This is a genomic window from Pseudomonas fluorescens, from assembly GCF_004683905.1.
Taxonomy (GTDB): domain Bacteria; phylum Pseudomonadota; class Gammaproteobacteria; order Pseudomonadales; family Pseudomonadaceae; genus Aquipseudomonas; species Aquipseudomonas putida_A.
Genome location: NZ_CP038438.1, coordinates 1867743 through 1892514, shown reverse-complemented (window position 1 = coordinate 1892514; position 24772 = coordinate 1867743). Strand labels below are relative to the sequence as shown.

General features: G+C 60.0%; 22 protein-coding genes and 4 tRNA genes. 10 read left to right on the top strand and 16 right to left on the bottom strand.

Going from position 1 to position 24772, the window contains the following annotated elements:
- Positions 1-90: 90 nt before the first annotated feature.
- The 5 genes from E4T63_RS08650 to E4T63_RS08630 all read right to left on the bottom strand — a co-directional run bounded on the left by E4T63_RS08650 (position 91) and on the right by E4T63_RS08630 (position 2778).
- Positions 91-489: a sel1 repeat family protein gene (locus tag E4T63_RS08650; protein ID WP_098967903.1), complete on the bottom strand. Its 399-nt coding sequence runs from the start codon at positions 487-489 to the stop codon at positions 91-93.
- Positions 490-861 (bottom strand): hypothetical protein, encoded by a 372-nt coding sequence (locus tag E4T63_RS08645; protein ID WP_003223109.1) that lies wholly within the window; start codon positions 859-861, stop codon positions 490-492.
- Positions 858-1199: a helix-turn-helix domain-containing protein gene (locus tag E4T63_RS08640; protein WP_098967902.1), complete on the bottom strand. Its 342-nt coding sequence runs from the start codon at positions 1197-1199 to the stop codon at positions 858-860. The genes E4T63_RS08645 and E4T63_RS08640 overlap by 4 nt, the downstream gene beginning before the upstream one ends.
- Positions 1200-1311: 112 nt before the next feature.
- Complete coding sequence (locus E4T63_RS08635) at positions 1312-1767, bottom strand: YkvA family protein (RefSeq protein ID WP_135295265.1); 456 nt, start codon at positions 1765-1767, stop codon at positions 1312-1314.
- Between the two features lie 294 nt (positions 1768-2061).
- A complete protein-coding gene (locus E4T63_RS08630; RefSeq protein WP_007966725.1) occupies positions 2062-2778 on the bottom strand; it encodes an FKBP-type peptidyl-prolyl cis-trans isomerase in 717 nt (238 codons plus the stop codon).
- 270 nt (positions 2779-3048) lie between these two features.
- Between E4T63_RS08630 and E4T63_RS08625 the strand changes: the two genes are divergently transcribed.
- Positions 3049-4857 (top strand): di-heme-cytochrome C peroxidase, encoded by a 1809-nt coding sequence (locus tag E4T63_RS08625; RefSeq protein WP_135295264.1) that lies wholly within the window; start codon positions 3049-3051, stop codon positions 4855-4857.
- On the top strand, positions 4854-6020 hold the full coding sequence (locus E4T63_RS08620; RefSeq protein ID WP_134785806.1) for a catalase family protein: 1167 nt from the start codon (positions 4854-4856) through the stop codon (positions 6018-6020). The genes E4T63_RS08625 and E4T63_RS08620 overlap by 4 nt, the downstream gene beginning before the upstream one ends.
- A 218-nt stretch (positions 6021-6238) precedes the next feature.
- Here the strand turns inward: E4T63_RS08620 and E4T63_RS08615 are convergent.
- The 4 genes from E4T63_RS08615 to E4T63_RS08600 form a co-directional block, all read right to left on the bottom strand.
- Positions 6239-6315, bottom strand: a tRNA-Asp gene (locus E4T63_RS08615).
- A gap of 19 nt (positions 6316-6334) precedes the next feature.
- Positions 6335-6410, bottom strand: a tRNA-Val gene (locus E4T63_RS08610).
- A 200-nt stretch (positions 6411-6610) separates the two neighbouring features.
- Positions 6611-6687 (bottom strand) — tRNA-Asp (locus E4T63_RS08605).
- A 19-nt stretch (positions 6688-6706) separates the two neighbouring features.
- A tRNA-Val gene (locus tag E4T63_RS08600) sits at positions 6707-6782 on the bottom strand.
- Positions 6783-6941: 159 nt separating this feature from the next.
- Between E4T63_RS08600 and rdgC the strand changes: the two genes are divergently transcribed.
- The 3 genes from rdgC (at position 6942) to sugE (ending at position 9408) form a co-directional block, all read left to right on the top strand.
- On the top strand, positions 6942-7862 hold the full coding sequence (gene rdgC / locus E4T63_RS08595; protein WP_003223096.1) for a recombination-associated protein RdgC: 921 nt from the start codon (positions 6942-6944) through the stop codon (positions 7860-7862).
- 146 nt (positions 7863-8008) lie between these two features.
- Positions 8009-8974, top strand: coding sequence for a bile acid:sodium symporter family protein (locus E4T63_RS08590; RefSeq protein ID WP_135295263.1), 966 nt, complete (start codon positions 8009-8011; stop codon positions 8972-8974).
- A 119-nt stretch (positions 8975-9093) separates the two neighbouring features.
- On the top strand, positions 9094-9408 hold the full coding sequence (sugE, locus tag E4T63_RS08585) for a quaternary ammonium compound efflux SMR transporter SugE (protein ID WP_003223093.1): 315 nt from the start codon (positions 9094-9096) through the stop codon (positions 9406-9408).
- Positions 9409-9507: 99 nt separating this feature from the next.
- Here the strand turns inward: sugE and E4T63_RS08580 are convergent, their stop codons facing one another.
- The 4 genes from E4T63_RS08580 to E4T63_RS08565 all read right to left on the bottom strand — a co-directional run bounded on the left by E4T63_RS08580 (position 9508) and on the right by E4T63_RS08565 (position 14287).
- The gene (locus tag E4T63_RS08580; RefSeq protein ID WP_135295262.1) at positions 9508-11382 is read right to left on the bottom strand and encodes an MFS transporter; all 1875 of its coding nucleotides are present in this window, start codon (positions 11380-11382) and stop codon (positions 9508-9510) included.
- 79 nt (positions 11383-11461) lie between these two features.
- Positions 11462-12631: a TDT family transporter gene (locus E4T63_RS08575; RefSeq protein WP_135295261.1), complete on the bottom strand. Its 1170-nt coding sequence runs from the start codon at positions 12629-12631 to the stop codon at positions 11462-11464.
- A gap of 105 nt (positions 12632-12736) precedes the next feature.
- Entirely contained in the window at positions 12737-13048 is a 312-nt protein-coding gene (locus E4T63_RS08570; protein WP_097087529.1) for a cupin domain-containing protein, read from the bottom strand.
- Positions 13049-13099: 51 nt separating this feature from the next.
- Positions 13100-14287 carry an MFS transporter gene (locus E4T63_RS08565; RefSeq protein ID WP_135295260.1) on the bottom strand — a complete coding sequence of 396 codons (1188 nt, stop codon included), beginning with the start codon at positions 14285-14287 and terminating at the stop codon, positions 13100-13102.
- Between the two features lie 91 nt (positions 14288-14378).
- On the opposite strand from E4T63_RS08565, the gene E4T63_RS08560 reads away from it, so the two are divergent.
- Both E4T63_RS08560 and E4T63_RS08555 read left to right on the top strand, forming a co-directional pair.
- Positions 14379-14921 carry a TetR/AcrR family transcriptional regulator gene (locus E4T63_RS08560; RefSeq protein ID WP_134785801.1) on the top strand — a complete coding sequence of 181 codons (543 nt, stop codon included), beginning with the start codon at positions 14379-14381 and terminating at the stop codon, positions 14919-14921.
- A 222-nt stretch (positions 14922-15143) separates the two neighbouring features.
- Positions 15144-18614, top strand: coding sequence for a hybrid sensor histidine kinase/response regulator (locus E4T63_RS08555; RefSeq protein ID WP_135295259.1), 3471 nt, complete (start codon positions 15144-15146; stop codon positions 18612-18614).
- 113 nt (positions 18615-18727) lie between these two features.
- Here E4T63_RS08555 and rmuC read toward each other — a convergent pair whose 3' ends face one another.
- Positions 18728-20092, bottom strand: a complete 1365-nt coding sequence (gene rmuC / locus E4T63_RS08550) for a DNA recombination protein RmuC (RefSeq protein ID WP_167734194.1) — start codon at positions 20090-20092, stop codon at positions 18728-18730.
- 175 nt (positions 20093-20267) lie between these two features.
- A complete protein-coding gene (locus E4T63_RS08545; RefSeq protein WP_081730279.1) occupies positions 20268-20591 on the bottom strand; it encodes a sel1 repeat family protein in 324 nt (107 codons plus the stop codon).
- A gap of 1009 nt (positions 20592-21600) precedes the next feature.
- On the opposite strand from E4T63_RS08545, the gene E4T63_RS08535 reads away from it, so the two are divergent.
- From E4T63_RS08535 to E4T63_RS08525, 3 genes are all read left to right on the top strand, one after another.
- Positions 21601-21825, top strand: a complete 225-nt coding sequence (locus E4T63_RS08535) for a hypothetical protein (protein ID WP_007962908.1) — start codon at positions 21601-21603, stop codon at positions 21823-21825.
- A 274-nt stretch (positions 21826-22099) separates the two neighbouring features.
- Complete coding sequence (locus E4T63_RS08530; protein ID WP_096797718.1) at positions 22100-22582, top strand: hypothetical protein; 483 nt, start codon at positions 22100-22102, stop codon at positions 22580-22582.
- Positions 22583-22728: 146 nt separating this feature from the next.
- On the top strand, positions 22729-24000 hold the full coding sequence (locus E4T63_RS08525) for an OmpP1/FadL family transporter (RefSeq protein ID WP_098967892.1): 1272 nt from the start codon (positions 22729-22731) through the stop codon (positions 23998-24000).
- Positions 24001-24202: 202 nt separating this feature from the next.
- On the opposite strand, the gene E4T63_RS08520 is transcribed toward E4T63_RS08525, so the two are convergent.
- Positions 24203-24760, bottom strand: coding sequence for a glutathione peroxidase (locus tag E4T63_RS08520; protein WP_003223074.1), 558 nt, complete (start codon positions 24758-24760; stop codon positions 24203-24205).
- Between the last annotated feature and the right edge of the window lie 12 nt (positions 24761-24772).

The window sequence follows — 24772 nt, the reverse complement described above, 5'->3', positions numbered from 1 at the left end:
TACTACAAAACGTATAGCGATAAACGCAAACGTGGCGTGAGGTTTCCCTCACGCCACGTTTATCGAGCGATACAAAATGATTTACCGGGTTTAATCCCGAGCGCTCAATTCTTTGAGTTTGAGCTCCGCCAACGGGTGACCGGCCTTGGCGGCCAACGTCCACCAGCGCGCCGCTTCGGCCGGATCCGGCGCTTTGCTCGGCGTACCGGCCAAGCTGATCACGCCGACCTGATAGGCCGCTTTGCCGTCGCCGGCGAGCGCCGCCAGACGCAACAGCCGCACACCCTCTTCGCGGGCACCCAGGCCAACCCCGCGAAACGTCAGAATGTGCCCATAAAAGCTCTGCGCGCCGACATCGCCAAGATTGGCCATGCGCGCAAACTGCCCTTCGAGCCAGCGCCAGCCTCTGGGCTGGCGGACAAACCATGACCAGTGAAACAGCCTGCGGGCCAACCAGTAACTGGCTGACGCCTTGAGTCGTAAGAACACTCAGGCCTCCGCCGATTCCGGGTACTCGTATTCGAACACCCTGACCACTTCCGACGCATGCCAGGAAGCAGCCGCGACGCCATCGGACGGCCCGGAAAAGCGTCCAAGACGCTCGACACATTCAAAAAAACCGGTACGTGGCAAACGGCTGGCACCCTGGCTGATCACCAGCGAACTGCGCAACGGCTGTTCAGCCTTGGCGTCCAGCGCGGCCAGATGCTCAAGTGCCGCGGTCAGCGTCTGCATCGCCGGCGTCGGCAGTTGCAAACGTTCGAGCAAGGCTCGATAGGTCAACAGATGGCGCTGCCTGCGCGCCTGATCCAGCTCCCCGAGCAATCCGTCCCAATGTTGACGACTGATGCGTACGCTCACGATTCATCCCTCCAACCCGGCACCGTCAGTTCCCAGGCCAGGCTGCGACGAATCGCGGCGTCAGGTTGACGCTCGCCGCTTTCGATCATGGCCAGATAAGACGGGCTGATGCCTACCGTGCGGGCCAGCGCCTCGATGGCGATGCCCTTCCCTTCGCGCAAACTGCGTAGTTGATCCAGACCTGGAAGAATCGGGTCCGGCGTTGCGGCGGCCGGCGCTGGCGCCTGCTGCGGCGGTGTTTCGTTGATGCCTGCTGCTTTCAGTAGAGCCTGATACTGGACCCATGGCAGAACCGCATACTCGGGTTCGCCATCGCGTGCAATTATCTGAATATCCATGACTACCCCGTAGGACAACAACACTTAGCGAGTCGGCACTTTTCCCTAGAAGTGTAATCCTAACAGCGGCCAAGGTCGCGGGGGGTATCTATCTGTCTGCAGGCGAAGTGAATCAGGGCTTTTTCGGGCCCTGAAGCTGAAGTTGCTCGGGGGTATCAGGCAGGCGCTCGACCACCGCAAGTTTTTCCGGCTGCTGGCGGTTGCGCCAGAGCCGAAAAGCATTGAGCTCATCGTCGAGGGTTTTCATCAGCCAGGCCAGAACGGCGATGTCATCGAGCATGCCGAACACCGGGATGAAATCCGGGATCGCATCCACCGGACTGAGGAAGTACATCAGCCCCGCTACCACCGAAACCATGGCTTTCGGGCTGATGGCCCGATAGTCGCCACGCCAGTAGGCCAGGCACAGTGCCTGGAGCAGACGCAGATCATCCTTGAGTTTGCCAAGGCGATTGCCTTGCGCGGCACCTTTGCTCGCCACCGCGAACAACAGGGTCGGCAGACGCCCACGCGCCAGCAATCGACCGGCGAGGGGCAGAAATCGGGCGAAATTCCACGGCGCTTTCATCTATTTCTCCCGTTGAAATGTTATCCACACAAATTGTGGATAACCTTGTGAACAGAGCTGCATTTCAGCGCTGAAAGCCCCGTTTTATAAGGGCCGCGCTCAGATCGGGCGTTTTTTACTCACATAAAAAACCCCAATATTTCATTGACTTGGCGGCTCAGGGCGTCTAGCGCTGGCAGCCTCAATCTCTAGGACTGCCGTAAGCGCCATCCGTTCGCTCTGTTTACCGCCAGCATCGTCCAGATGCAACAACGCCCCGCATAAGCGAGGCGTTGTCTTCGAAGCTACAGCCGATTACTTGGCGGCGGCGTCTTCTTTGGCTGGATCCTTGATGGCCAGCAGTTCCAGGTCGAAGACCAGAACCGAGTTGGCCGGGATTGCCGGGCTTGGCGATTGCGCGCCGTAAGCCAGATCGCTAGGGATGTACAGTTTGTACTTCTCGCCAACGTGCATCAGTTGCAGACCTTCAACCCAACCCGGGATCACACCGCTGACCGGCAGATCGATCGGGCTGCCACGTTCAACAGAGCTGTCGAACACGGTGCCGTTGGTCAGCTTGCCGGTGTAGTGAACGGTCACTACGTCGGTAGGCTTAGGCTGTGGGCCGTCGGCTTTCTTGACCACTTCGTACTGCAGACCGGAAGCGGTGGTGGTGACACCAGGCTTCTTGCCGTTTTCTTCGAGGAATTTCTTGCCGGCGGCTGCCGACTCTTCGCTCATCTTGGCCATGCGCTCTTCAGCACGCTTTTGCAGCGCGGCGAAGGCTTCGACCAGTTCTTCGTCTTTCAGCTTCTGTTCTTTCTTGCCGACGGCATCTTCGATGCCCTGGGCTACCGCTTTGGAGTCCAGATCATCCATGCCTTCCTGAGCAAGGCTCTTGCCCATGTTCAGGCCGATACCGTAGGAAGCTTTTTGCGCCGGGGTTTTCAGCTCTACGCTGGTCTGCGAATCACAACCCGCGAGGACCAGGCTAACCAGGGCTACCGCCGCCGCCAACCGATGCTGTTTCATGCTATTTCCTTGTTCATGCGCCGAAAGGGCAATCGAGTAAAGCCGCGAGCTTATCAGGCCGCCACGACCAATGGCTACCGGCATGAGAGCAGGAAATGTCCGATAAGTTCAGGGATTAAAACGCATTCGGGCCAAGGGACGATGAAGCTTCTGTCATCTGGAGCTGACAAGGGCTGATGAGACTTCCTACGACAGTTGGCGTAATGGCCACTTGCCGCACCTGCAACAGCTGAGGCATAACAAGGCAACAACTCGACAAGGATGTTTATCTTGCGCCTCTTATACCGTGTGCTGGCACTGATCATTGTGCTGCTGGGACTGGCTCTGGCAGTGATTCTGTACTACGTCGCCAACCCGAAACTGCCCTTCTATATCCCGGCCCAACAGGTGCATTACCTGCAGCAGTGGAGCGAGGAGGAACGCCAGACCTACTACTTCACGCCGCAAGGCACACAGGTCAAAGGCCTGCGCTATGAATGGTTCGAGGCGCTGGAACTGCCCTTCTCTCAGCAGCGTTTCGCGTCCCCGGAATACCTCGCACGCTTCGGTTTTCTGGTTGATCCACAGCAGAAAGCCACGTCGAACAACCCCGGCAATCTGCCGGTCGGCTTCGCCCGCCACGCGAATCCCGGTGGCACCGAGCATTATCTCGATATCACCTGCGCCGCCTGCCACACCGGCGAATTGCGCTTCAAGGGCCAGGCCGTGCGAATTGACGGTGGTTCGGCGCAACATGTCTTGCCTTCCAGCGTTCCTACATTGCGCGGTGGCAGTTTCGGACAGGCATTGGTCGCGAGTCTGGCCTCGACTTACTACAACCCATGGAAATTCGAGCGTTTCGCCAAAAATGTTCTGGGCGATGACTACGAGACACGCCACGAGCAACTGCGCAAAGACTTCAAGCAATCGCTGAACACTTTCCTCAAAGTCGCCTGGAACGACACGCATCGCGGCCTCTACCCTACCGAAGAAGGCCCGGGCCGCACCGACGCATTCGGCCGCATCGCCAACGCCACCTTCGGCGACGCGATCTCCCCCGCTAACTACCGCGTGGCCAATGCACCGGTGGACTACCCGCAACTGTGGGACATGTGGACGTTCGACTGGGTGCAGTGGAACGGTTCGGCGCAGCAACCGATGGCGCGCAACATCGGGGAGGCACTGGGTGTCGGCGCCACGTTGAATTTCTTCGACAGCAATGGCCAGCCGCTGCAGGGCGATGCCCGTTACGCCTCCAGTGTCCGCGTGCGTGATCTGCACAAAATCGAAGAAACCCTGCAACACCTGCAACCACCCGCCTGGCCGGAAGATGTCTTGGGTGCGGTGGACAAACCACTGGCTGCCAAGGGCCGCGCGCTGTTTGCCGAGAACTGCGCCGGTTGCCACGTGCCGCGCAAGACCCAGGAGGGCGAACGCTGGGTGCAGCATTTGCACCTGCTGCCGGTGGAGGTAATCGGTACCGATCCGAATGCGGCGACCAACATAGCCAACCACCGTTTCGACCTGACGCCGCTGCAATGGGACCTGAAGGAGTTGGAGCAGATGGATGTGAAGTTGCATCCGACGCCCACCGAACCACTGGATTTGAGCCAGCTCTCGGTGGCCAAGGGCCTGGCCTACGTCACCGCGTTCGTCGAGAACCGCGCCTATCGCGAGGCCGGCGTCACCCCGCAGGAAAAACCCCAACTCGACGGCTTCGGACTGCCGATCGGCGTACGCGAAAAGGTCGCCTACAAGGCCAGGCCGTTGGCCGGTATCTGGGCCACCGCGCCGTTTCTGCACAACGGTTCAGTACCGAGCCTTTATCAACTGCTGTCACCGCAGGATGAGCGCGCCACGACGTTCTATAAAGGTTCGTTCGAATACGACCCGCGCCATCTGGGGTATCGCACCGAAGCCTTTACCAATGGTTTCCTGTTCGACACGCGGATTAGCGGCAACCACAACAGCGGTCATGAATTCCGCGCCGGCGAGCGCGGCAGTGGGGTCATCGGCCGACTGCTGCAACCAGAGGAGCGCTGGGCCTTGCTGGAATACCTGAAAGTACTGGGCGGACCACTGGAGGCGCAATTGCCATGAGGATCGACCCGTATAAAAGACCGTCGATGTTCGCCCGCGTCTGGATGTGGCTGGGGCGCCTGCTGGGCAAAGCCCTACTGACATTGCTGATTATCGGCCTGCTGGGCTGGGCCATCGCGAGCGCATGGTTCGTCTGGCAACACAGAGGCCCGGTGTCAGCGCAGGAACAGGTTCCCGCCGGTGAAGCGGCGATGACCCAGGACGTGATCCAGACCGCCGTACGCATCGTCGATCAACACCGTGAAGGCACCCGTTATCTGCGCGACGCGCATGCCAAGGCCCATGGTTGCGTGAAAGCCGAAGTGACGGTGCTGCCGGAACTGACACCAGCGCTGCGCCAAGGTGTTTTCACCGAACCAGGCAAAACCTGGCAGGCGATGATTCGCCTGTCCAATGGCAACGCCTACCCGCAGTTCGACAGCATCCGCGATGCCCGGGGCATGGCAATCAAACTGCTCGATGTGCCCGGCAAACCATTGCTCGGCGACCGTCAGCAACGCCGCGAGCAAAACTTCGTGATGTTCAGCCACCCGAATTTCTTTGTCAGCGATGTCGCCGAGTATCGTCAGAATGTGGCGGCTCAGGCTGACGGCAAAAAGATGATGGCGTTCTTTCCTGGCTGGGATCCGCGCAACTGGCAGATCCGCCACCTGTTCATCGCCTTGGCGACCCTGGCGCCGCCACCGAACAGCCCGACGGCGACCACGTACTTTTCGGTATCGCCCTACAAATTCGGGGAGGCAAATGTGAAGTTTCGAGTCGCGCCGGATCCGGACAATTGCCCGGCGTATGCCCTGCCCCCACAAAACCACGACCTGCCGAATTTCCTGCGCAGCGCCTTGAACCAGCAACTGTCGACGGATCGGGTGCCAGCGTGTTTTGTGCTGCAGATTCAGCGCCAGGACGCGAACAAGTACATGCCAATCGAGGACACCAGCATCGAGTGGCGCGAGCAGGATTCACCGTTCGAAAGTGTGGCGCGAATCACCCTGCCTGCGCAGGACTTTGACACGCCGGCATTGAATCTGGCGTGCGACAACCTGTCGTTCAATCCGTGGTTTGGTATCGAGGCGCACCGACCGATTGGCGGGATCAACCGCTTGCGCAAAGCGGTGTATGAGGCGGTGAGCGATTATCGGCACAGTCGCAATGCCGAACAGTGAGAAGACGAGGAGATGATTTGTGGTGAGGGGATTTATCCCCGATGGGATGCGAAGCAGCCCCAGCTTGAAGACTTTCGGCCTGCTGCGCAGGCCATCGGGGATAAATCCCCTCGCCACACAGGCATTGCAGAAATTCGCAAATCGCAGACAGCAAAAAGCCCGCACTAGGCGGGCTTTCTGTGGTGACCTGGCGTTCAGTGGGTCCAGGTGACCGAATATGGCGCAGCGGACGGGACTCGAACCCGCGACCCCCGGCGTGACAGGCCGGTATTCTAACCGACTGAACTACCGCTGCGCGAAACGCTTGAAACGAATGGTGGGTGATGACGGGATCGAACCGCCGACATTCTGCTTGTAAGGCAGACGCTCTCCCAGCTGAGCTAATCACCCTTCGCTTCGTTACGGGGAGCATTATGCCACAAGTTTTCGTAATGTGTTGATTTAATTGAAGTTTTTTTTCAAAAAAATCTGAAAACCGGTGAAACGACACAAACCCGATGGAACAAGGTACAAACTTGAGACAGAAAAAAACCCGCTTCAGCGGGTTTTTCCGTGGTGACCTGGCGTTCAGTGGTCCAGGTTACCGAATATGGCGCAGCGGACGGGACTCGAACCCGCGACCCCCGGCGTGACAGGCCGGTATTCTAACCGACTGAACTACCGCTGCGCTAAACACTTGAAACGAATGGTGGGTGATGACGGGATCGAACCGCCGACATTCTGCTTGTAAGGCAGACGCTCTCCCAGCTGAGCTAATCACCCTTCGCTTCGGTGTGGCGCGCATTCTACGGAGCGACCCAACCTCTGGCAAGCACTTTTTTAATTAATTTTCTCAGGCCTTCCAAAGGCTTAGAGAAGGGTTGGCCTATGACCCGGCGAAGACAATAATGCCCCCCTTTGTATAAAGGAGAGACTCACCCCATGTGGTTCAAAAACCTGCTTATCTATCGCCTGACCCAAGACCTGCCTGTCGATGCCGAGGCGCTGGAAACTGCACTGGCCACCAAACTGGCGCGTCCATGTGCAAGCCAGGAGTTGACCACCTACGGTTTCGTCGCGCCGTTCGGCAAAGGCGAAGATGCGCCACTGGTGCACGTCAGCGGTGACTTCCTGCTGATCGCTGCGCGTAAAGAAGAACGCATTCTGCCGGGCAGCGTCGTGCGCGATGCGGTCAAGGAGAAGGTCGAAGAGATCGAAGCCGAGCAGATGCGCAAGGTCTATAAGAAGGAACGCGATCAGATCAAGGATGAAATCATCCAGGCGTTCCTGCCGCGCGCCTTTATCCGTCGCTCGTCGACCTTCGCCGCCATCGCGCCGAAACAGGGCCTGATCCTGGTCAACTCGGCCAGCCCGAAACGTGCCGAAGACCTGCTTTCCACAATGCGTGAAGTGCTCGGCACCCTGCCCGTGCGTCCACTGACCGTGAAAACCGCACCGACGGCCGTGATGACCGAATGGGTCACCACCCAGCAAGCCGCCCCGGACTTCTTCGTACTGGACGAATGCGAGCTGCGCGATACCCACGAAGACGGCGGCATCGTGCGTTGCAAGCGTCAGGACCTGACCAGCGAAGAAATCCAGCTGCACCTGAGCACCGGTAAAGTCGTGACTCAGTTGTCGCTGGCCTGGCAGGACAAACTGTCGTTCATGCTCGATGACAAGATGACCGTCAAACGCCTGAAGTTCGAAGACCTGCTGCAGGATCAGGCGGAACAGGACGGTGGCGACGAGGCCCTAGGCCAACTGGACGCCAGCTTCACCCTGATGATGCTGACCTTCGGCGACTTCCTGCCGGCGCTGGTGGAAGCGTTGGGCGGTGAAGAGACTCCGCAGGGGATCTAAAACCCTTGTGAAATCCCAATGTGGGAGCAGGCTTGCTCGCGAAAGCGGTGTGTCATTCAACATTAACTTGGCTGACCCGCCGCTTTCGCGAGCAAGCCCGCTCCCACAATTGGTTTTGTGGTGTAACTAATAATAAGGAACAGGCCATGCGCGCACTGGCTGCACTGAGCCGCTTTGTCGGCAACACTTTCGCTTACTGGGTTCTGATTTTCGCCGTGATCGCGTTCCTGCAACCGGCGTGGTTTCTCGGCCTCAAGGGCGCGATCGTGCCGCTGCTGGGGCTGGTGATGTTCGGCATGGGCCTGACCCTCAAACTCGGTGACTTCGCTGCCGTCGCCCGCCATCCGTGGCGCGTGGCTCTGGGCGTGGTCGCACATTTCGTGATCATGCCCGGCGTGGCGTGGTTGCTCTGCCAGATCTTCCACCTGCCGCCGGAAATCGCGGTCGGGGTGATTCTGGTCGGCTGCTGCCCAAGCGGCACCTCTTCCAACGTCATGACCTGGCTGGCCCGCGGCGATCTGGCGCTGTCGGTGGCGATTGCTGCCGTCACCACCCTCCTCGCCCCGTTGCTGACCCCGGCGCTGATCTGGCTGCTGGCTTCGGCGTGGTTGCCGGTTTCGTTCATGGAATTGTTCTGGTCGATTCTGCAAGTGGTGCTGCTGCCGATCGTGCTCGGCGTGGTCGCGCAACGCGTGCTCGGCGACAAGGTGCGCCACGCGGTGGACGTGTTGCCACTGGTGTCGGTGGTCAGCATCGTGATCATCGTCACCGCCGTGGTGGCCGCCAGTCAGGCGAAAATCGCCGAATCCGGTCTGCTGATCATGGCCGTGGTGATGCTGCACAACAGCTTCGGCTACTTGCTGGGTTACTTCACTGGACGCCTGTTCAAGTTGCCACTGGCGCAGCGCAAGTCGCTGGCGCTGGAAGTCGGCATGCAGAACTCGGGGTTGGGCGCGGCCTTGGCCAGTGCGCACTTCTCGCCGCTGGCCGCGGTGCCGAGCGCGTTGTTCAGCGTCTGGCACAACATTTCCGGGGCGTTGCTCTCGACGTACTTCCGGCGCATGAGCGAGAAAGAAGACCGTGAGGCGCTAGCGCAGCAGCCAGCCGACTGACCGGGAAACTTGATCCCCGGATTAATGCTCGGCAGACTGTTGCGCTACGCGGGGACGACCCTGCGGCTCGATCGAGTTATCAATCTGGGGACGGCCCCGTCAATCGATGGAGGTCTCTTATGTCCTGGATCATTCTGTTTTTCGCCGGCCTGTTCGAAGTCGGCTGGGCCGTCGGCCTGAAATACACCGACGGCTTCACCCGCCCGCTCCCCACCGTCCTGACCGTTGCGGCCATGGCCATCAGCCTTGGCCTGCTGGGTCTGGCAATGAAGGAATTGCCGCTGGGTACGGCTTATGCGATCTGGACCGGAGTCGGTGCCGTGGGCACGGTGATTGCCGGGATCATTCTGTTTGGCGAGTCGATGGCATTGATTCGGCTGGCCAGTGTGGCGTTGATCATTACCGGGTTGATTGGTCTCAAGGTCAGCGCTTAGGCCACTGGCCTCTATCGCGAGCAGGCTCACTCCTACAAGGGGTACGCGCTTCAAATGTAGGAGTGAGCCTGCTCGCGATAGGGCCATATCAGGTGACAACTACCTGACAGTCCCGCGCAACGCTCCCACCAACCCCTGCAATTTCGCCGGCTGCGCCGCCTCAACCTCGACCGCCGAACCCGCCACCAACGTCACCCGCGACCACAACCGCTTGAACAGCCCCTTGTTCGGATCGCGGCTGAAGAAACTCCCCCACAACCCTTGCAACGCCAGCGGAATCACCGGCACCGGCGTTTCTTCGAGAATCCGCGTCAGCCCGCCCTTGAACTCATTGATCTCGCCGTCAGTGGTCAACTTGCCTTCCGGGAAGATGCACACCAGCTCACCGTCCTTCAGATACTGGGCAATCCGGGTGAAGGCTTTTTCGTAGATCTGGATGTCTTCGTTGCGTCCGGCAATCGGAATCGTCCCCGCCGTGCGGAAGATAAAGTTCAGCACCGGCAGGTTGTAGATTTTGTAGTACATGACAAAGCGAATCGGCCGACGCACCGCACCGCCAATCAGTAGCGCATCGACGAACGACACGTGGTTGCACACCAACAGCGCCGCGCCCTCGTCCGGGATCGCCTCGAGGTTGCGGTGCTCGACGCGGTACATGGAATGGCTGAGCAGCCAGATCATGAAACGCATGCTGAACTCGGGGACGATCTTGAAGATGTAGGCGTTGACGCCGATGTTCAGCAGCGACACCACCAGGAACAATTGCGGAATCGACAGTTTGACCACACTCAGCAACACGATCGAAACGATCGCCGACACCACCATGAACAGAGCGTTGAGAATGTTGTTGGCGGCAATCACCCGCGCCCGCTCGTTCTCGGCGGTGCGCGACTGGATCAACGCGTACAGCGGCACGATATAGAAACCGCCAAAAATGCCGAGGCCGAGAATGTCGACCAGCACCGCCCAGGTATGCGCAAAGCCCAGCACTTCGGTCCAGCTGTGGCCGTTGACGCTTTCCGGGATTCCACCGGAATGCCACCACAGCAGCAGGCCAAACACGGTCAGGCCGAACGAACCGAACGGCACCAGACCGATCTCGACCTTGCGCCCGGAGAGTTTCTCGCAAAGCATCGAACCCAGCGCAATGCCTACTGAAAACACCGTGAGAATCAGCGTCACCACGGTTTCGTCGCCGTGCATCCATTCCTTGGCGTAGGCCGGGATCTGCGTCAGGTAAATCGCCCCGACAAACCAGAACCACGAGTTGCCGACAATCGAACGCGACACCGCAGGCGTCTGGCCCAGACCGAGTTTCAGCGTGGCCCAGGACTGGCTGAAGATGTTCCAGTTCAGGCGCATTTCCGGCGATGCCGCCGCCGCGCGCGGAATGCTGCGACTGGCGAGATATCCCAGCACTGCAATCCCGACAATCGCGGTCGAAACCAGCGGCGCGTAGTGCGTCGAGGACATGATGATGCCGGCGCCGATGGTCCCGGCAAGGATCGCCAGGAACGTGCCCATCTCCACCAGCCCGTTGCCGCCGACCAGTTCATCCTCGCGCAACGCCTGCGGCAGGATCGAATACTTCACCGGCCCGAACAGCGCCGAATGCGTGCCCATGGCAAACAGCGCCACCAGCATCAGCGACAGGTGATCGAACAGGAAACCGATCGATCCTACGGCCATGATCGCGATTTCCGCGAGTTTGATCAGACGGATCAACGCGTCCTTGGCGAATTTTTCCCCGAACTGCCCGGCCAACGCCGAAAACAGAAAGAACGGCAGGATAAACAGCAGCGCGCACAGGTTGACCCAGATCGAACGGTCACCTTCGATGGTCAGCCGATACAGAATGGCGAGGATCAGCGATTGCTTGAACACGTTGTCGTTGAACGCGCCCAGCGACTGCGTGATGAAAAACGGCAGAAAGCGCCGAGTGCGAAGCAGGTTGAACTGTGAGGGGTGACTCATCTTCCGTGTTTCCCTGAGGTCGGTAGAGAATGGCCTGGATCTGCTTATTGGAATCTCGATCGGCGATCCAGGCCACACCTTACCCAAACTTTTCAGGATATTTCTTCAACCCTGCAATACAAGGTGAGACAAACAGCTCACCGCGCCACGCGCCTTGCACGGTGCGTTTACCGACGATCAGCCACATCATCGCCAGCAGGCTCACCAGCATGCAGCCGACCACGCTGAAAAAACCCAGGTTCAGCGTGCTGGCGAGCTTGAGGGTCGCCAGCGAATACACGCCCAGCGGGAAGGTAAAACCCCACCAGCCGAGGTTGAACGGGATGCCGTCACGCAGGTAACGCGCGGTGATCAGCAGCGCCATCAACATCCACCACAAGCCGAAGCCCCACAGGGTGATACCGGCGACCAGCCCCACGCCAGCAGCGATTTCACCGATGCCCGGCAGGCCGTTGGCGGCGAAGATCGCCGGTGCATCAGCGCCCAGCAGCAACATGCCCAACGCACCAGTACCGATCGGGCCGAGGGCCAGCCAGCTTGAGGCGGCCATGTTTTCGTGAGGCAGTTTATGCAGGGCCATGCGCAGCAACAGGATAGTCAGAATGCTGAACGCCACCGGCAGGGAAAATGCCCAGAGCACGTAGCTGGTGGTCAGCACCACCAGTTGCGCGTGGGCATCAGCCAGATGCGGAGCGAGCAAGCCGCCGCTGGCCGCCGCCACTTCCGCCGCCACCACCGGCAACAGCCAGACCGCGGTCATCTGGTCGATGCTGTGTTCCTGGCGGGTAAACATCATGTAAGGGATCAACACACCGCAGGCCAGCGACATCGCCACGTCGAGCCACCACAGCACTTCGGCAAGATGAATTACGCCCTCGCCCCAGCGTGGCAGACCGAACAGCAGAAAGCCGTTGATGATGGTCGCCAAACCCATGGGAATGGTGCCGAAGAACATCGAAACAGTGGAGTGACCGAAGATCCGCCGCGCTTCATCGAAGAATAAAATCCAGCGCGCGGCATAGGCGAAGGTAAACAAGGTGAACAACAGAATGTTGAACAGCCACAAACCCTCGGCCACCGCGTGCAGCCCGGGAATCGCCACCGGTAATTGCGCCAGCGCCAGGGCCAGCACGCCGGTGCCCATGGTCGCGGCGAACCAGTTCGGGGTGAATTGACGGATCACTTCACGCGGATGCTGAAGCTGGCTGAACGGCTTGATGCCAGGTTTGGCGGTGTTGGGGCAAGTCATCATGAACTCCTTTCCTCAGGTGAGGTTGAGCCCATGGTAGAACCGAATCGAATATCTATATAACGGGTAATTTCTCTATCTGTTATCTACTTTACAGATAAGCAGTCAAACACTGCCTTCGCTTTCGATCACCAGAATCCGCGCCGCGCCCTGCGGATGCGCCACGTGCTCGGTACCGACTGAGGCGTAGAAGATGTCCCCGACCTCAAGCAGCGCCTGCTTTTCTTCACCCTGTTCGCGATAGCGCATCTGCACCTGACCATCGAGCACCACAAACACTTCCTCACCATCGTTGACGTGCCATTTGTAAGGCTGATCAGTCCAGTGCAGGCGCGTGGTGATGCCGTTCATGTTGGCAATGTCCAGCGCACCCCAGGCACGCTCGGCGGTGAACGACTTGCTGCGGATAATCTTCATCTGTCGATCCGTGAAAAGAAGGCCGGACAAAGGTAACTGAAACCATCACGTTTATGGAGTGCTGCAAGCCTTCACTGCTTGCGGGCGCAGGCTGAGCAACAGCGCGGCGACGGCCAGGACGATCAATCCGGCACCGTAGCCGTCGGTAGTCACCAGCAAACCGTAAGTGCGGGTCAAATGCCCAGCGAGCAACGCCGGCAGGCAGAACGCCAGATAACTCAACGCGTAATACGCCGACATCAAACCGGCCCGCTCATGCGGCAGGGCTAGCGGCACCAGACTGCGCACCGCGCCGAGGAAACCCGAGCCAAAGCCGCAACCGGCGACCAGTGTGCCGAGGAAAAACAGCGCCAGACTGGCGCTGTGCACGCCGAGCAAAATCAGCAGCACGCCGATAGGCAGCAGACTGGCGCCGATTTGCAGGGCTTTGCCGGCGGGACGATTGCGCAAAGTGAAAATCATCAGCGCCCCGGTCACGGTCAACGCCGAGACAGTCGCGCCGCCGATCAGGTTCGACGTCGAGCCCGTGGCGGTGCGCACCAGCGACGGCGCCAGCGAGGCAAAAAAGCCGCCGAGGGCCCAGGTTGCGGTGTTCAGCGGTAGCACACGCCATAAGGTCGAACGCGCCTGAACCGGCACATGCAGGGTTGGCCGCAGCGAAGCCCAGGCCCCTGCTTGTGGAGTGACGCTTTCCGGCAGACGCCAGACGTACACCGCCTGCAACACAAACAGCGCCAGCAGCAGCCAGTAGGTCAATTGCAACGGCGCCGGGGCGAACTCGGCCAGCAAACCACAGCCCATGCTGCCCAGCGCCATACCGAGCAACGGTGCGACGCTGTTGATCAACGGCCCTTGCTGACGGTCGGTGTCGAGCAGCGTCGCGCTCAAAACAGCGGTGGCCATGCCGGTGGCAAAACCCTGCAATACGCGGGCGCTGATCAGCCAGGCAACACTGTCGGCGCTGATAAACAGCAACATCGCTATCGCATTGAGCAGCACGGCAGTGAAGATCACCGGTTTACGTCCCAGGTGATCGGACAGCGATCCGACCGTCAGCAGCGCCGCCAGCAGACTCAGCGCATACACGCCGAAAATAAGGGTCAGCACTGCTGCCGAGAAGTGCAGTTGATCCTGATACAGGTGATACAACGGCGTCGGCGCCGTGGAAGCGGCGAGAAAACTCAGTAAGGTGATCGCCAGAAAAATCAGGCTGCCACGGTTGGAAGCAAGGCTGGTCATGGGCACACTCCGCAAAAGCTAATTTTTTGCTTTTGCGGAGTGTGCTCTCGGCTTTGGCTTAAAGCAAATTCTTTGTGTTAAGGTCTGGCGCATGGCTATTAAAGAAGGTTTACGCCCCGGTGGCCGCAGTGCCCGGGTGCAAGAGTCGATTCATTCGGCAGTTCGCGCGCTTCTGCAAGAACAGGAGCGCAGCAGCGTGACCGTCCCGCAAATCGCTGCGCGCGCCGGGGTCACGCCGTCGACGATCTATCGGCGCTGGGGTGATCTGGCGGCGTTGCTCGCCGACGTCGCCCTCGCCCGCATGCGCCCTGACAGCGAACCGGCGGTGACCGGTGACCTGCGCGGTGATATCCGCGCCTGGGCCGAACAGTATCTGGACGAAATGAGTTCGGAGCCTGGGCGCCACATGATGCGCGACGTGCAGGCCAGTGCCACGCCGGGTTATTGCGTGACGATCCTTGGCGCGCAGTTGCAGACCATCCTTGACCGCTACCCGGATGAGGCAGCGCCGAGCGTTGATCATTTGATCAATCTGGTGGTGGCGCCGGTGGTGTTCCGGATTCTGTTTTCGGCGGCGGCGCTGGAGGTGGATGAGCTGCATCGGTTGATCGATATGGCGTTGAAACAGGACTGACGCTATCGCGAGCAGGCTCACTCCTACAATTGGAATGCGTTCCACCTGTAGGAGTGAGCCTGCTCGCGATGGGGCCTGATGAGTCACCATAAAACCACCCGGTTTCAAACCTGCGACACCCCGCCACGCCACGACCTTGGTCGACACTGACTAACCGCCATACTCATGCGAGACTGTCCGCCCGGGCAGGACTGCCGGGGAGTCTTTTGTCGGGAGTGTTGCATGTCGCTGTCCACCGGGCTGATCGCCGCCGTCGCCCTGGCCTATATGGCCATCATGTTCGCCATCGCCTTCTACGGCGACCGTCGCAGCACACCGTTGCCGCCGCGGATGCGCGCGTGGGTGTACAGCCTGTCACTGGCGGTTTATTGCACCAGTTGGACGTTCTTCGGCGCCGTCGGCCAAGCCGCCGAACAGCTGTGGTCATTCCTGCCGATCTACCTCGGGCCGATCCTGTTGCTGCTGGGCGCGCCGTGGGTCCTGCAGAAAATGGTGATGATCAGCAAACAGGAGAACATCACCTCCATCGCCGACTTCATCGCCGCGCGCTACGGCAAATCACAATCGCTGGCGGTGGTGGTGGCGCTGATCTGTCTGGTTGGCGTCCTGCCCTACATCGCCCTGCAACTCAAAGGCATCGTGCTCGGCGTGAACCTGCTGATCGGCGCCGGGGCCGACGCCATGGGCACCCGCGCCCAGGACACCGCGCTGATCGTCTCGCTGGTACTGGCGCTGTTCACCATCGTCTTCGGTACGCGCAACCTCGATGCCACCGAGCACCACCGCGGCATGGTGCTGGCGATTGCGTTTGAATCGCTGGTCAAGCTGTTCGCCTTTCTCGCCGTTGGCGCGTTCGTGACCTATGGGCTGTACGACGGGTTTGACGACCTGTTCAATCAGGCGATGCTCGCGCCGCGCCTCGAGGAATACTGGAAGGAAACGATTAACTGGCCGTCGATGGTGGTGCAGACCGGGGTGGCGATGATGGCGATCATCTGCCTGCCACGGCAGTTTCACGTCACGGTGGTGGAGAACATCGACCCGCAGGACCTGCGTCTGGCCAAGTGGGTGTTCCCGGCTTATCTGGCGCTGGCCGCGCTGTTCGTGGTGCCGATCGCCCTCGCCGGGCAGATGATGCTGCCGAGTCACGTGTTGCCCGACTCGTTCGTGATCAGCCTGCCGCTGGCCCAGGCCCATCCGGCCCTGGCGTTGCTGGCGTTCATCGGCGGCGCGTCGGCGGCCACCGGCATGGTGATTGTGGCCAGCGTGGCACTGTCGACCATGGTTTCCAACGACATGCTCTTGCCGTGGTTGCTGCGCCGTAACAACGCCGAGCGCCCGTTCGAAGTGTTCCGTCAGTGGATGCTCTCGGTGCGCCGCGTGAGCATCGTGCTGATTCTGTTGCTGGCCTACGTCAGCTACCGTTTGCTCGGCTCCACCGCGAGTCTGGCGACCATCGGCCAGATCGCCTTCGCTGCCGTCACCCAATTGGCCCCGGCGATGCTCGGCGCGCTGTACTGGAAACAGGCTAACCGCCGTGGGGTGTTCGCCGGTCTGGCCGCCGGCACGTTCCTCTGGTTCTACACGCTGATCCTGCCGATTGCCGCCCACAGCCTCGGCTGGTCGCTGAGCACTTTCCCCGGGCTGGCGTGGCTGCACAGCAACCCGCTGAACCTGCCGATCACCCCGCTGACCCAAGGCGTAGTGCTGTCGCTGGCGGGCAACTTCACCCTGTTCGCCTGGGTCTCGGTGCTGTCGCGCACACGGGTCTCGGAACACTGGCAGGCCGGGCGCTTCATCGGTCAGGAAATCAGCGCCCGGCCGAGTGCGCGCTCGATGCTCGCGGTGCAGATTGATGATTTGCTGCAACTGGCGGCACGCTTTGTCGGTGAAGAGCGCGCGCGACAGAGCTTCATTCGTTTCGCTTACCGCCAGGGCAAGGGCTTCAACCCGAACCAGAATGCTGACGGCGAATGGATCGCCCACACCGAACGTCTGCTGGCCGGCGTGCTCGGTGCTTCTTCGACGCGCGCCGTAGTAAAAGCCGCCATCGAAGGTCGGGAAATGCAGCTGGAGGACGTCGTCCGTATCGCTGACGAAGCCTCGGAAGTCCTGCAGTTCAACCGCGCGCTGCTGCAAGGCGCGATCGAGAACATCACCCAAGGCATCAGCGTGGTCGACCAGTCGCTGAAACTGGTGGCCTGGAACCGCCGCTATCTGGAGCTGTTCAACTACCCGGACGGCTTGATCAGCGTCGGCCGGCCGATTGCCGACATCATTCGCTACAACGCCGAACGTGGCTTGTGCGGCCCCGGCGAGGCGGAAGTCCACGTCGCCCGGCGCCTGCACTGGATGCGTCAGGGCCGTGCGCACACTTCCGAACGTTTGTTCCCCAACGGCCGGGTGATCGAGCTGATCGGCAACCCGATGCCCGGCGGCGGCTTCGTCATGAGTTTCACTGACATCACCGCGTTCCGCGAAGCCGAGCAGGCGCTGACCGAGGCCAACGAAGGCCTGGAACAACGGGTCAGCGAGCGCACGCAGGAGCTGTCGCAACTCAACGTCGCACTGACCGAAGCCAAGGGCCATGCCGAGGCGGCGAACCAGTCGAAAACCCGCTTCCTCGCCGCCGTCAGCCACGACCTGATGCAGCCGCTGAACGCCGCCCGGTTGTTCTCTGCCGCTCTCTCCCATCAGGACGACGGTTTGAGCAGCGAGGCGCAGAAACTGGTGCAACACCTCGACAGTTCGCTGCGTTCGGCGGAAGACCTGATCAGTGACCTGCTGGATATTTCCCGCCTGGAAAACGGCAAGATCAACCCGGATCGCAAGCCGTTCGCGCTCAATGAGCTGTTCGATACGCTCGGCGCCGAATTCAAGGCGCTGGCCCAGGAACAAGGTCTGACCTTCCGTGTGCGCGGCAGCCAGTTGCGCATCGACAGCGACATCAAATTGCTGCGGCGGATTCTGCAGAACTTCCTGACCAACGCTTTCCGCTACGCCAAAGGGCCGGTGTTGCTAGGCGTGCGCCGTCGCGGCAGTGAACTGTGTCTGGAAGTGTGGGATCGCGGGCCGGGGATTCCGGAAGACAAACAACAAGTGATTTTCGAGGAGTTCAAGCGCCTCGACAGCCATCAGACCCGCGCCGAAAAAGGCCTCGGCCTGGGCCTGGCGATTGCCGACGGTTTGTGTCGCGTGCTTGGCCATACCCTGCGCGTACGTTCGTGGCCGGGACGCGGCAGCGTGTTCAGCGTCAGCGTGCCATTGGCCCGGACGCAAGCGCTGCCGCAGAACGCCGCGGTGGAGTTGAACGGCAAGCTGCTCAGTGGCGCGCAGGTGCTGTGCATCGACAATGAAGACAGCATTCTGATTGGCATGAACAGCCTGCTGAGCCGTTGGGGCTGTCAGGTGTGGACGGCGCGTAATCGCGAGGAATGCGCGGCGTTGCTGAATGAGGGTGTGCGGCCGCAATTGGCACTGGTCGACTATCACCTCGACCACGGCGATACCGGAACCGAGCTGATGGCGTGGCTGCGCACCACGTTAGGCGAGCCGGTGCCGGGGGTGGTGATCAGCGCCGATGGCCGCCCGGAGACGGTGGCGCAGGTGCATGCGGCAGGGCTGGATTATCTGGCCAAACCGGTGAAACCGGCGGCGTTGCGGGCGTTGTTGAGTCGGTATGTGCCGCTGTAACCGTTTGACTTGAGTGTTGCAGCGCTACCACTGACGCCTTCGCGAGCAAGCCCGCTCACACCTTTGGAATGCGTTTCACTGTGGGAGCGAGCCTGCTCGCGAAGCTCTTCGGGTTATTCCGGGATTTCGACCAGCCCATCGACATCGGTCATCGCCCGCTCCAGCAGATCCGCCGGCAAACTCTTGCTGGCCCGCGCACCGAGCAGTTTGAGCTGCTCACTGCGGCTGACCAGGTTGCCGCGCCCTTCCGTGAGTTTGTTGCGCGCCGAGCTGTAGGCCTTGTCCAGCTGTTGCAGGCGATTGCCGACTTCGTCCAGATCCTGAATGAACAGCACGAATTTGTCGTACAGCCAGCCGGCACGCTCGGCGATTTCCCGCGCGTTCTGGCTTTGCCGCTCCTGCTTCCACAGGCTGTCGATCACCCGTAACGTCGCCAGCAACGTGGTCGGGCTGACGATCACGATGTTGCGGTCGAACGCTTCCTGGAACAACGCCGGCTCGGCTTGCAGGGCGGCGGAAAATGCCGCTTCGATCGGCACGAACAGCAAGACGAAATCGAGGCTGTGCAGGCCTTCCAGACGCTTGTAATCCTTGCCGGCGAGGCCTTTGACGTGGCTGCGCAGGGACAGCACGTGCTGCTTGATCGCGACCTGGCCGAGGGTGTCATCTTCGGCGGCAACGTACTGCTGATAGGCAGTGAGGCTGACCTTGGAGTCGACCACCACCTGCTTGTCGCCCGGCAGGTAAATGATCACATCCGGCTGGAAGCGCTCGCCGTCCGGCCCCTTGAGGTTGACCTGAGTCTGGTACTCGCGGCCCTTCTCCAGACCCGCGTGCTCCAGCACCCGCTCAAGAATCAGCTCACCCCAGTTGCCTTGGGTCTTCTGGCCTTTGAGGGCGCGGGTCAGGTTGGTCGCTTCGTCGCTCAGGCGCAGATTCAGCGCTTGCAGACGCTCCAGCTCCTTGGCCAGCGAGAAGCGTTCGCGGGCTTCGGCCTGATAGCTTTCTTCCACGCGTTTTTCGAAGGATTGGATGCGTTCTTTCAGCGGATCGAGCAACTGCCCGAGGCGCTGTTGACTGGTTTCGGCAAAGCGCTGTTCACGCTCATCGAAGATCTTCCCCGCCAGCTCGGCGAACTGCGCGCGCAGCTCATCGCGCGAGCCTTGCAGGTCGTTGAGGCGTTGTTGATGGCTTTCCTGTTGCTCGCGCAGTTCGGCGTTGAGCGACGCGGCCTGTGCGTCGAGACGCCGCAATTCGGCCTCTTTGTTGGCACGCTCGATGTTCCAGGCGTGGGAAGCGTCACGGGCATCATCGCGCTCGATCTGCAGCAGCTCGACTTCGCGGCGCAGGGCCGCCAGCTCCGCCTGCTTGGCGGCATTGGCCTGGCCGAGGTCGACGATTTCATCGCGGCTGGCCTCAAGTTGGGCGTTGAGCCCGTCCTGCGCCAGTTGCGCCATGGCCAGACGCTCTTCGAGCAAGGCGACCTCGGCTTGCCGATCACTGGCCCGCCGTTGCAGTTGCCAGGCCAGCGCCAGCAGCGGCAATCCCGCGCCCGCCAGACACAGCAACACGCTGGTCAAGTCCATAGCCATAGCCACTCCTGCCGATTCGATAAAGCCTGAAGGTTAACCAAGGCGTGGGGCGTTGGACAGCTCAGTCTTCGAGCAGACCGAGTTCCCGTTGTGCACGCCGGTCGCCGGCGCGGGCGGCCTGGCGCAGCAGATCCTGCCCGATGCGCCGATCACGGGCATTGCCGCACTCGCGGCACATCAATTGGCCGAGACGACTTTGCGCGGCGACCACGCCTTCGCGCGCCGGTTGCTTGAGCAGACGCCCCGCCAGATGCTTGGCATTACGGCTATCGCCCAGGCGCGGGCTGTCGAGCAGCCATTCGGCCACACGCACGGAAAATCGCTTGGGAGGGGTAACACGAGGGTGTTCGGAGGTAACAGAGTCTGATACTGAGCGAAACTTCATAAAACACTGTGGGACAGATCGGAAGGCGCGCCACTCTACTCTCTTTTTCGTACAGGTAAAGTCGAAAAAAACCCGGCACGCCCGTCCTAGAGCAAGCGCTAGGGACAATCCACAGAAGCTGTGGATAACTCAGTGGACAACCGCTCCCGAACCTCCGCAAAGCCTTGTGGAATGGGGCTCGCAGTCAAACTGACGATTTTTTCACCAACAAAAAAAGACGATATTTTTCATTGACTTAAACTTTTGATACAGGCAGCCATCGGGGTCAGGATTGATATGACACCAAGGTTACCGTCTGCGCAACTAATGTGCACAAGTACCTGTTACCCGGTTATATCGATGCGCTTTTTTGGCCCGTTTTGCGCCTCGGACTGGGGATAAGCGGGTTGGCGCTGGGCATGGCTGCACGCTTTTGTGGCGACGGATGGTTTCTTCGCGAGCAGGCTCGCTCCTACAATCGGCCCCGTTCTCCCGTGGGAGCGAGCCTGCTCGCGAAGGGGCCAGCCCTGTCCCCCGTGATCCGCGCCACCGACCGAAATCTTTTTTTGCCGCCGGGTTGCATTGCCCAGGACGTTCCGTTACTATCCGCGGCGTTAGTACCAAGCTGAAAGTCAATTCCGGTCGAACACATCCCCACGGTCAATCTTCTTCCCAGAAGCCCTTCACCGAAAAAAGCGGGAACGACCCCTCGATGGTTTCCAGGTAAATCTTGCGCCGACACTGCCTTTGAATGAATGCAAAGGGTGTTGCGAAGACCACTTACTCTGACCGAACCAGCCTGCAAATTGATCAGGATCTTCACCCCGGGCCCAGAACCTTTGCCCTCGATGTGTTGCCTGTCCTCCTAAGTACCTACCTGCCAGCCCAAGCGCGCCAACTTATAAGCGCTTCAAACTGGCTGCTTTGTTCCAGTCGGGTTCTTTGTTCGACCAATGGTGGTCGACATTACTGGAACGTTTTAACGTTGCACGGTTCTTATCCGTGTCATTTGTAGGAACACCTAATAACTATGTCTACTCAAATCCAGACTCAGGATGCCATTCGCACCCTAACCAACGCTTTTGCCCCAATGAACTGCCTGATCATGGCCGCTCGCAAAGGCTGCTTCAGCTTCACCGTGGTCAATGAACACGGGATCGCTCGCCACAGCGAGCGTCTGTACCCCGATCAATACTCCAGCGCCGAACCGCTGCAGGCCATTATTGATCGTACGCGTCAGGCATTGATTGCCTGAGAGCCGAAAAGGCTGCAAAAGCAAAAGCCCCGCACAAAATGCGGGGTTTTTTATTGCCCGATATTTCGCTTTTAGCCCTTCAGGCCTAAGCACCTTCGGATATAACGCCTGTGGCTCGCTGCCGGAAATATTTTAAAAACAGGCCTTTACGTCGCGAATATGACACTACACTTCAACTCAAGCGGCTTGATCCGCTTTCGGCGAGCCTGAGTCGATCCACCGCTGCCAAGGCCCCTTCAGGTATCGCCGCCCAATTACAAGATCCGAGGGTTTTATGGGTATCGCTGCCAGCGAACTGTGCCGCTATGTGATCCGTCCCACACTGATTTATCTGGGACGCCACTGCGCAACTGCCGAATCCCTGCTGCTGGGCATTGCCGCCAGCCAGTCCGCCCTCGGTTCCGCCCTGCATGACCGCCGTGGCCACGGCCTCTACCGGATTGCCGAGCACCGCCACCAGGCCCTTTGGGATCACTATCTGGCACTCGATCCGGAGCGTGCGAGCCTGGTTCGCGGCCTCGCCAGCCAACATGCTTTTTTGAGCGGCCCGCACCTGGAATTGACCGTCAACCTGCGTTACGCCACCGCCATCGCCTGGCTGCTGGTAGAAGAACAACACACCACCCTCCCCGCCCCGGACGATCTGCTGGGCATGGCGCGAATCTGGCGTCAGACCTTCCAGCCGCAAGGTCGTCTGCGCGACTTCACCTACGCCTGGCAAACCTGTGTTTCACCGGTGAATCAGGTCGCGTGTTGACTGGCGAGTTTCAGAAGATCGCTCAACAGGTCGCGAATCTGGTCGGATTGTCCTACAAAACCGCTCTAACTCAAGCCATACGGACTATAGCGCTGGGACGAAAATGTTGGTAATTTTCGCCCCGGTGATCACCAGGAGTTCTAATAATGAAAAAAGTCATGCTCAAAACCACCCTTAGCCTCGCCGTTACCATGGCATCCACCCAGATCTTCGCAGCTGGCTTTGCCATCAACGAACACAGCATCAGCGGGATGGGCACTGGTTACGCTGGGCGATCCTCTTCTGCCGACGACGCAAGCACTGTTTATGGCAACCCTGCCGGCATGTCGCGCATCACGCGCGAACAAGTCACCGGCGGTGTTGCATTCCTCGATGCCAAGACCGATATCAGCGACGCCAGCTCCAGCCCTAACGGCGGCAGCAACAAAGGCGACATGGTGCCCTTCACCTCCGTACCTATGGGCTTCTACGTCAAACCGATCGATGAGCATTGGGCATTCGGCCTCGGCGTGTACGTGCCGTTCGGTCTGATTACCGACTACGAAAAAGGCTTTGGCGGCCGTTACTTCGGCAGCAAGTCCGAAGTACAAGTCATCACTTTCCAGCCAACTGTCAGCTACAAGTTCAACGACGTGGTGTCGATCGGTTTCGGTCCGACCATCAACCGCATCGACGGCACCCTCGAGTCCAACCTCTCGGTGACTCAGCTGGCGCCGGACGGCAAGGTCAAGATCAAGGGTGACGACACCGCGCTGGGCTACAACATCGGCGTACTGGTACAGGCCACCGACACCACTCGCCTGGGTCTGACCTACCACTCGAAAGTCGACTACAAGCTCGAAGGCAACACCAAGGTCAACTACGGCGCACTGGCTGCAGTCGGTCTGGGCGCCAGCCAGAAGTACGACGCTTCGCTGAAGATCACCACACCTGAATCCGTGGACTTCTCGGTTACTCAAGCGATCAACGACCGCTGGAACGTCTATGCCGGTTCGACCTGGACCCGCTGGAGCCAGTTGAAGAAGATCACCGTTGAAAACTCGGGCGTACAGCCGCTGCTGGCCGGTCAGTTTGGCGAGATCACCGAAGACCAGAACTGGCACGACTCCTGGGCTTACGCCGTGGGTACTTCGTACCAGCTGAACAAGGAATGGGTACTGCGTACCGGTCTGACCTTCGATCAGTCGCCGACCAACAACGTCGACCGTTCGCCACGCATTCCTACTGGCGACCGCACCATTTTCAGCATCGGTGCCGGCTGGAGCCCGACCGAAGACCTGACCATCGACGTGGCTTACTCGTACCTGAAGGAAGAGTCGGTCAAGATCCACAACCAGAACGATCGTGGCCAGACCTACGATGCCAAGTATGAAAACTCGGCAAACGGTTTCGGTGTTGGCGCAACTTACCGCTTCTGATGCTGCACGGCGAGGCTAAACCCTCGCCCACAGAAAAGCCCCGCTCTCTTTACAGAAAGCGGGGCTTTTTAATGCCTGTTCAAACGCCACAGGTCAAATGTGGGAGCGGGCTTGCTCGCGAATGCGGTCTGACATCCAGAACAAGTGCTGAATGATCCGCAGCCCTCGCGAGCAAGCCCGCCCCCACAAAAAGCGTGTGTTATCAGTTGAGAGGTTTGGAGGCGATGGCCTTTTCAACTGCCGCAATAAACTCTGGATCATCCGGTTTGGTCAGGCTGGAGAAATTGGCAATCACCTTGCCTTGCCGGTCGATCACGTACTTGTAGAAATTCCACTTCGGCGCGCTGCTCTGCTCGGCCAGCACCTTGAACAGGTGAGTAGCATCGTCGCCACGGACTTTCTGCGGCTCGGTCATGGTGAAGGTCACGCCGTAATTGGCGTAGCAGACCTTGGCGGTTTCGGCGCTGTCCTTGGACTCCTGCTTGAAGTCATTGGACGGTACGCCGAGCATTTCCAGGCCTTGCGCCTTGTAGTGCTGATTGAGCGCTTCGAGGCCCTCGAACTGTGGGGCGAAGCCACAGAAACTGGCGGTATTGACCACCACCAGCGGCTTGCCGGCGTAGCGCTGGCACAGATCGACGGATTCCTTGGCGCGCAACTTGGGCAACGAACCTTGCAGCGCCTCCGGACAGTCAGCGGCCTGGGCCAGTCCGGTCAACGCCATCAGCAACGCGGGTACAGCACACCAGCGCATGAACATGTCGGCATCCTT

Bases quoted from the DNA above. Each gene is read 5' to 3' on its own strand.
- rdgC (WP_003223096.1), top strand. From the start codon at position 6,942: ATGTGGTTCAAAAACCTGCTTATCTATCGCCTGACCCAAGACCTGCCT.
- E4T63_RS08640 (WP_098967902.1), bottom strand. From the start codon at position 1,199: ATGGATATTCAGATAATTGCACGCGATGGCGAACCCGAGTATGCGGTT.
- E4T63_RS08635 (WP_135295265.1), bottom strand. From the start codon at position 1,767: ATGAAAGCGCCGTGGAATTTCGCCCGATTTCTGCCCCTCGCCGGTCGA.
- E4T63_RS08580 (WP_135295262.1), bottom strand. From the start codon at position 11,382: ATGAGTCACCCCTCACAGTTCAACCTGCTTCGCACTCGGCGCTTTCTG.
- E4T63_RS08555 (WP_135295259.1), top strand. From the start codon at position 15,144: ATGTCGCTGTCCACCGGGCTGATCGCCGCCGTCGCCCTGGCCTATATG.
- E4T63_RS08530 (WP_096797718.1), top strand. From the start codon at position 22,100: ATGGGTATCGCTGCCAGCGAACTGTGCCGCTATGTGATCCGTCCCACA.
- E4T63_RS08630 (WP_007966725.1), bottom strand. From the start codon at position 2,778: ATGAAACAGCATCGGTTGGCGGCGGCGGTAGCCCTGGTTAGCCTGGTC.
- E4T63_RS08535 (WP_007962908.1), top strand. From the start codon at position 21,601: ATGTCTACTCAAATCCAGACTCAGGATGCCATTCGCACCCTAACCAAC.
- E4T63_RS08545 (WP_081730279.1), bottom strand. From the start codon at position 20,591: ATGAAGTTTCGCTCAGTATCAGACTCTGTTACCTCCGAACACCCTCGT.
- E4T63_RS08570 (WP_097087529.1), bottom strand. From the start codon at position 13,048: ATGAAGATTATCCGCAGCAAGTCGTTCACCGCCGAGCGTGCCTGGGGT.
- E4T63_RS08620 (WP_134785806.1), top strand. From the start codon at position 4,854: ATGAGGATCGACCCGTATAAAAGACCGTCGATGTTCGCCCGCGTCTGG.
- E4T63_RS08560 (WP_134785801.1), top strand. From the start codon at position 14,379: ATGGCTATTAAAGAAGGTTTACGCCCCGGTGGCCGCAGTGCCCGGGTG.
- E4T63_RS08575 (WP_135295261.1), bottom strand. From the start codon at position 12,631: ATGACTTGCCCCAACACCGCCAAACCTGGCATCAAGCCGTTCAGCCAG.
- sugE (WP_003223093.1), top strand. From the start codon at position 9,094: ATGTCCTGGATCATTCTGTTTTTCGCCGGCCTGTTCGAAGTCGGCTGG.
- E4T63_RS08565 (WP_135295260.1), bottom strand. From the start codon at position 14,287: ATGACCAGCCTTGCTTCCAACCGTGGCAGCCTGATTTTTCTGGCGATC.
- E4T63_RS08525 (WP_098967892.1), top strand. From the start codon at position 22,729: ATGAAAAAAGTCATGCTCAAAACCACCCTTAGCCTCGCCGTTACCATG.
- E4T63_RS08590 (WP_135295263.1), top strand. From the start codon at position 8,009: ATGCGCGCACTGGCTGCACTGAGCCGCTTTGTCGGCAACACTTTCGCT.
- E4T63_RS08520 (WP_003223074.1), bottom strand. From the start codon at position 24,760: ATGTTCATGCGCTGGTGTGCTGTACCCGCGTTGCTGATGGCGTTGACC.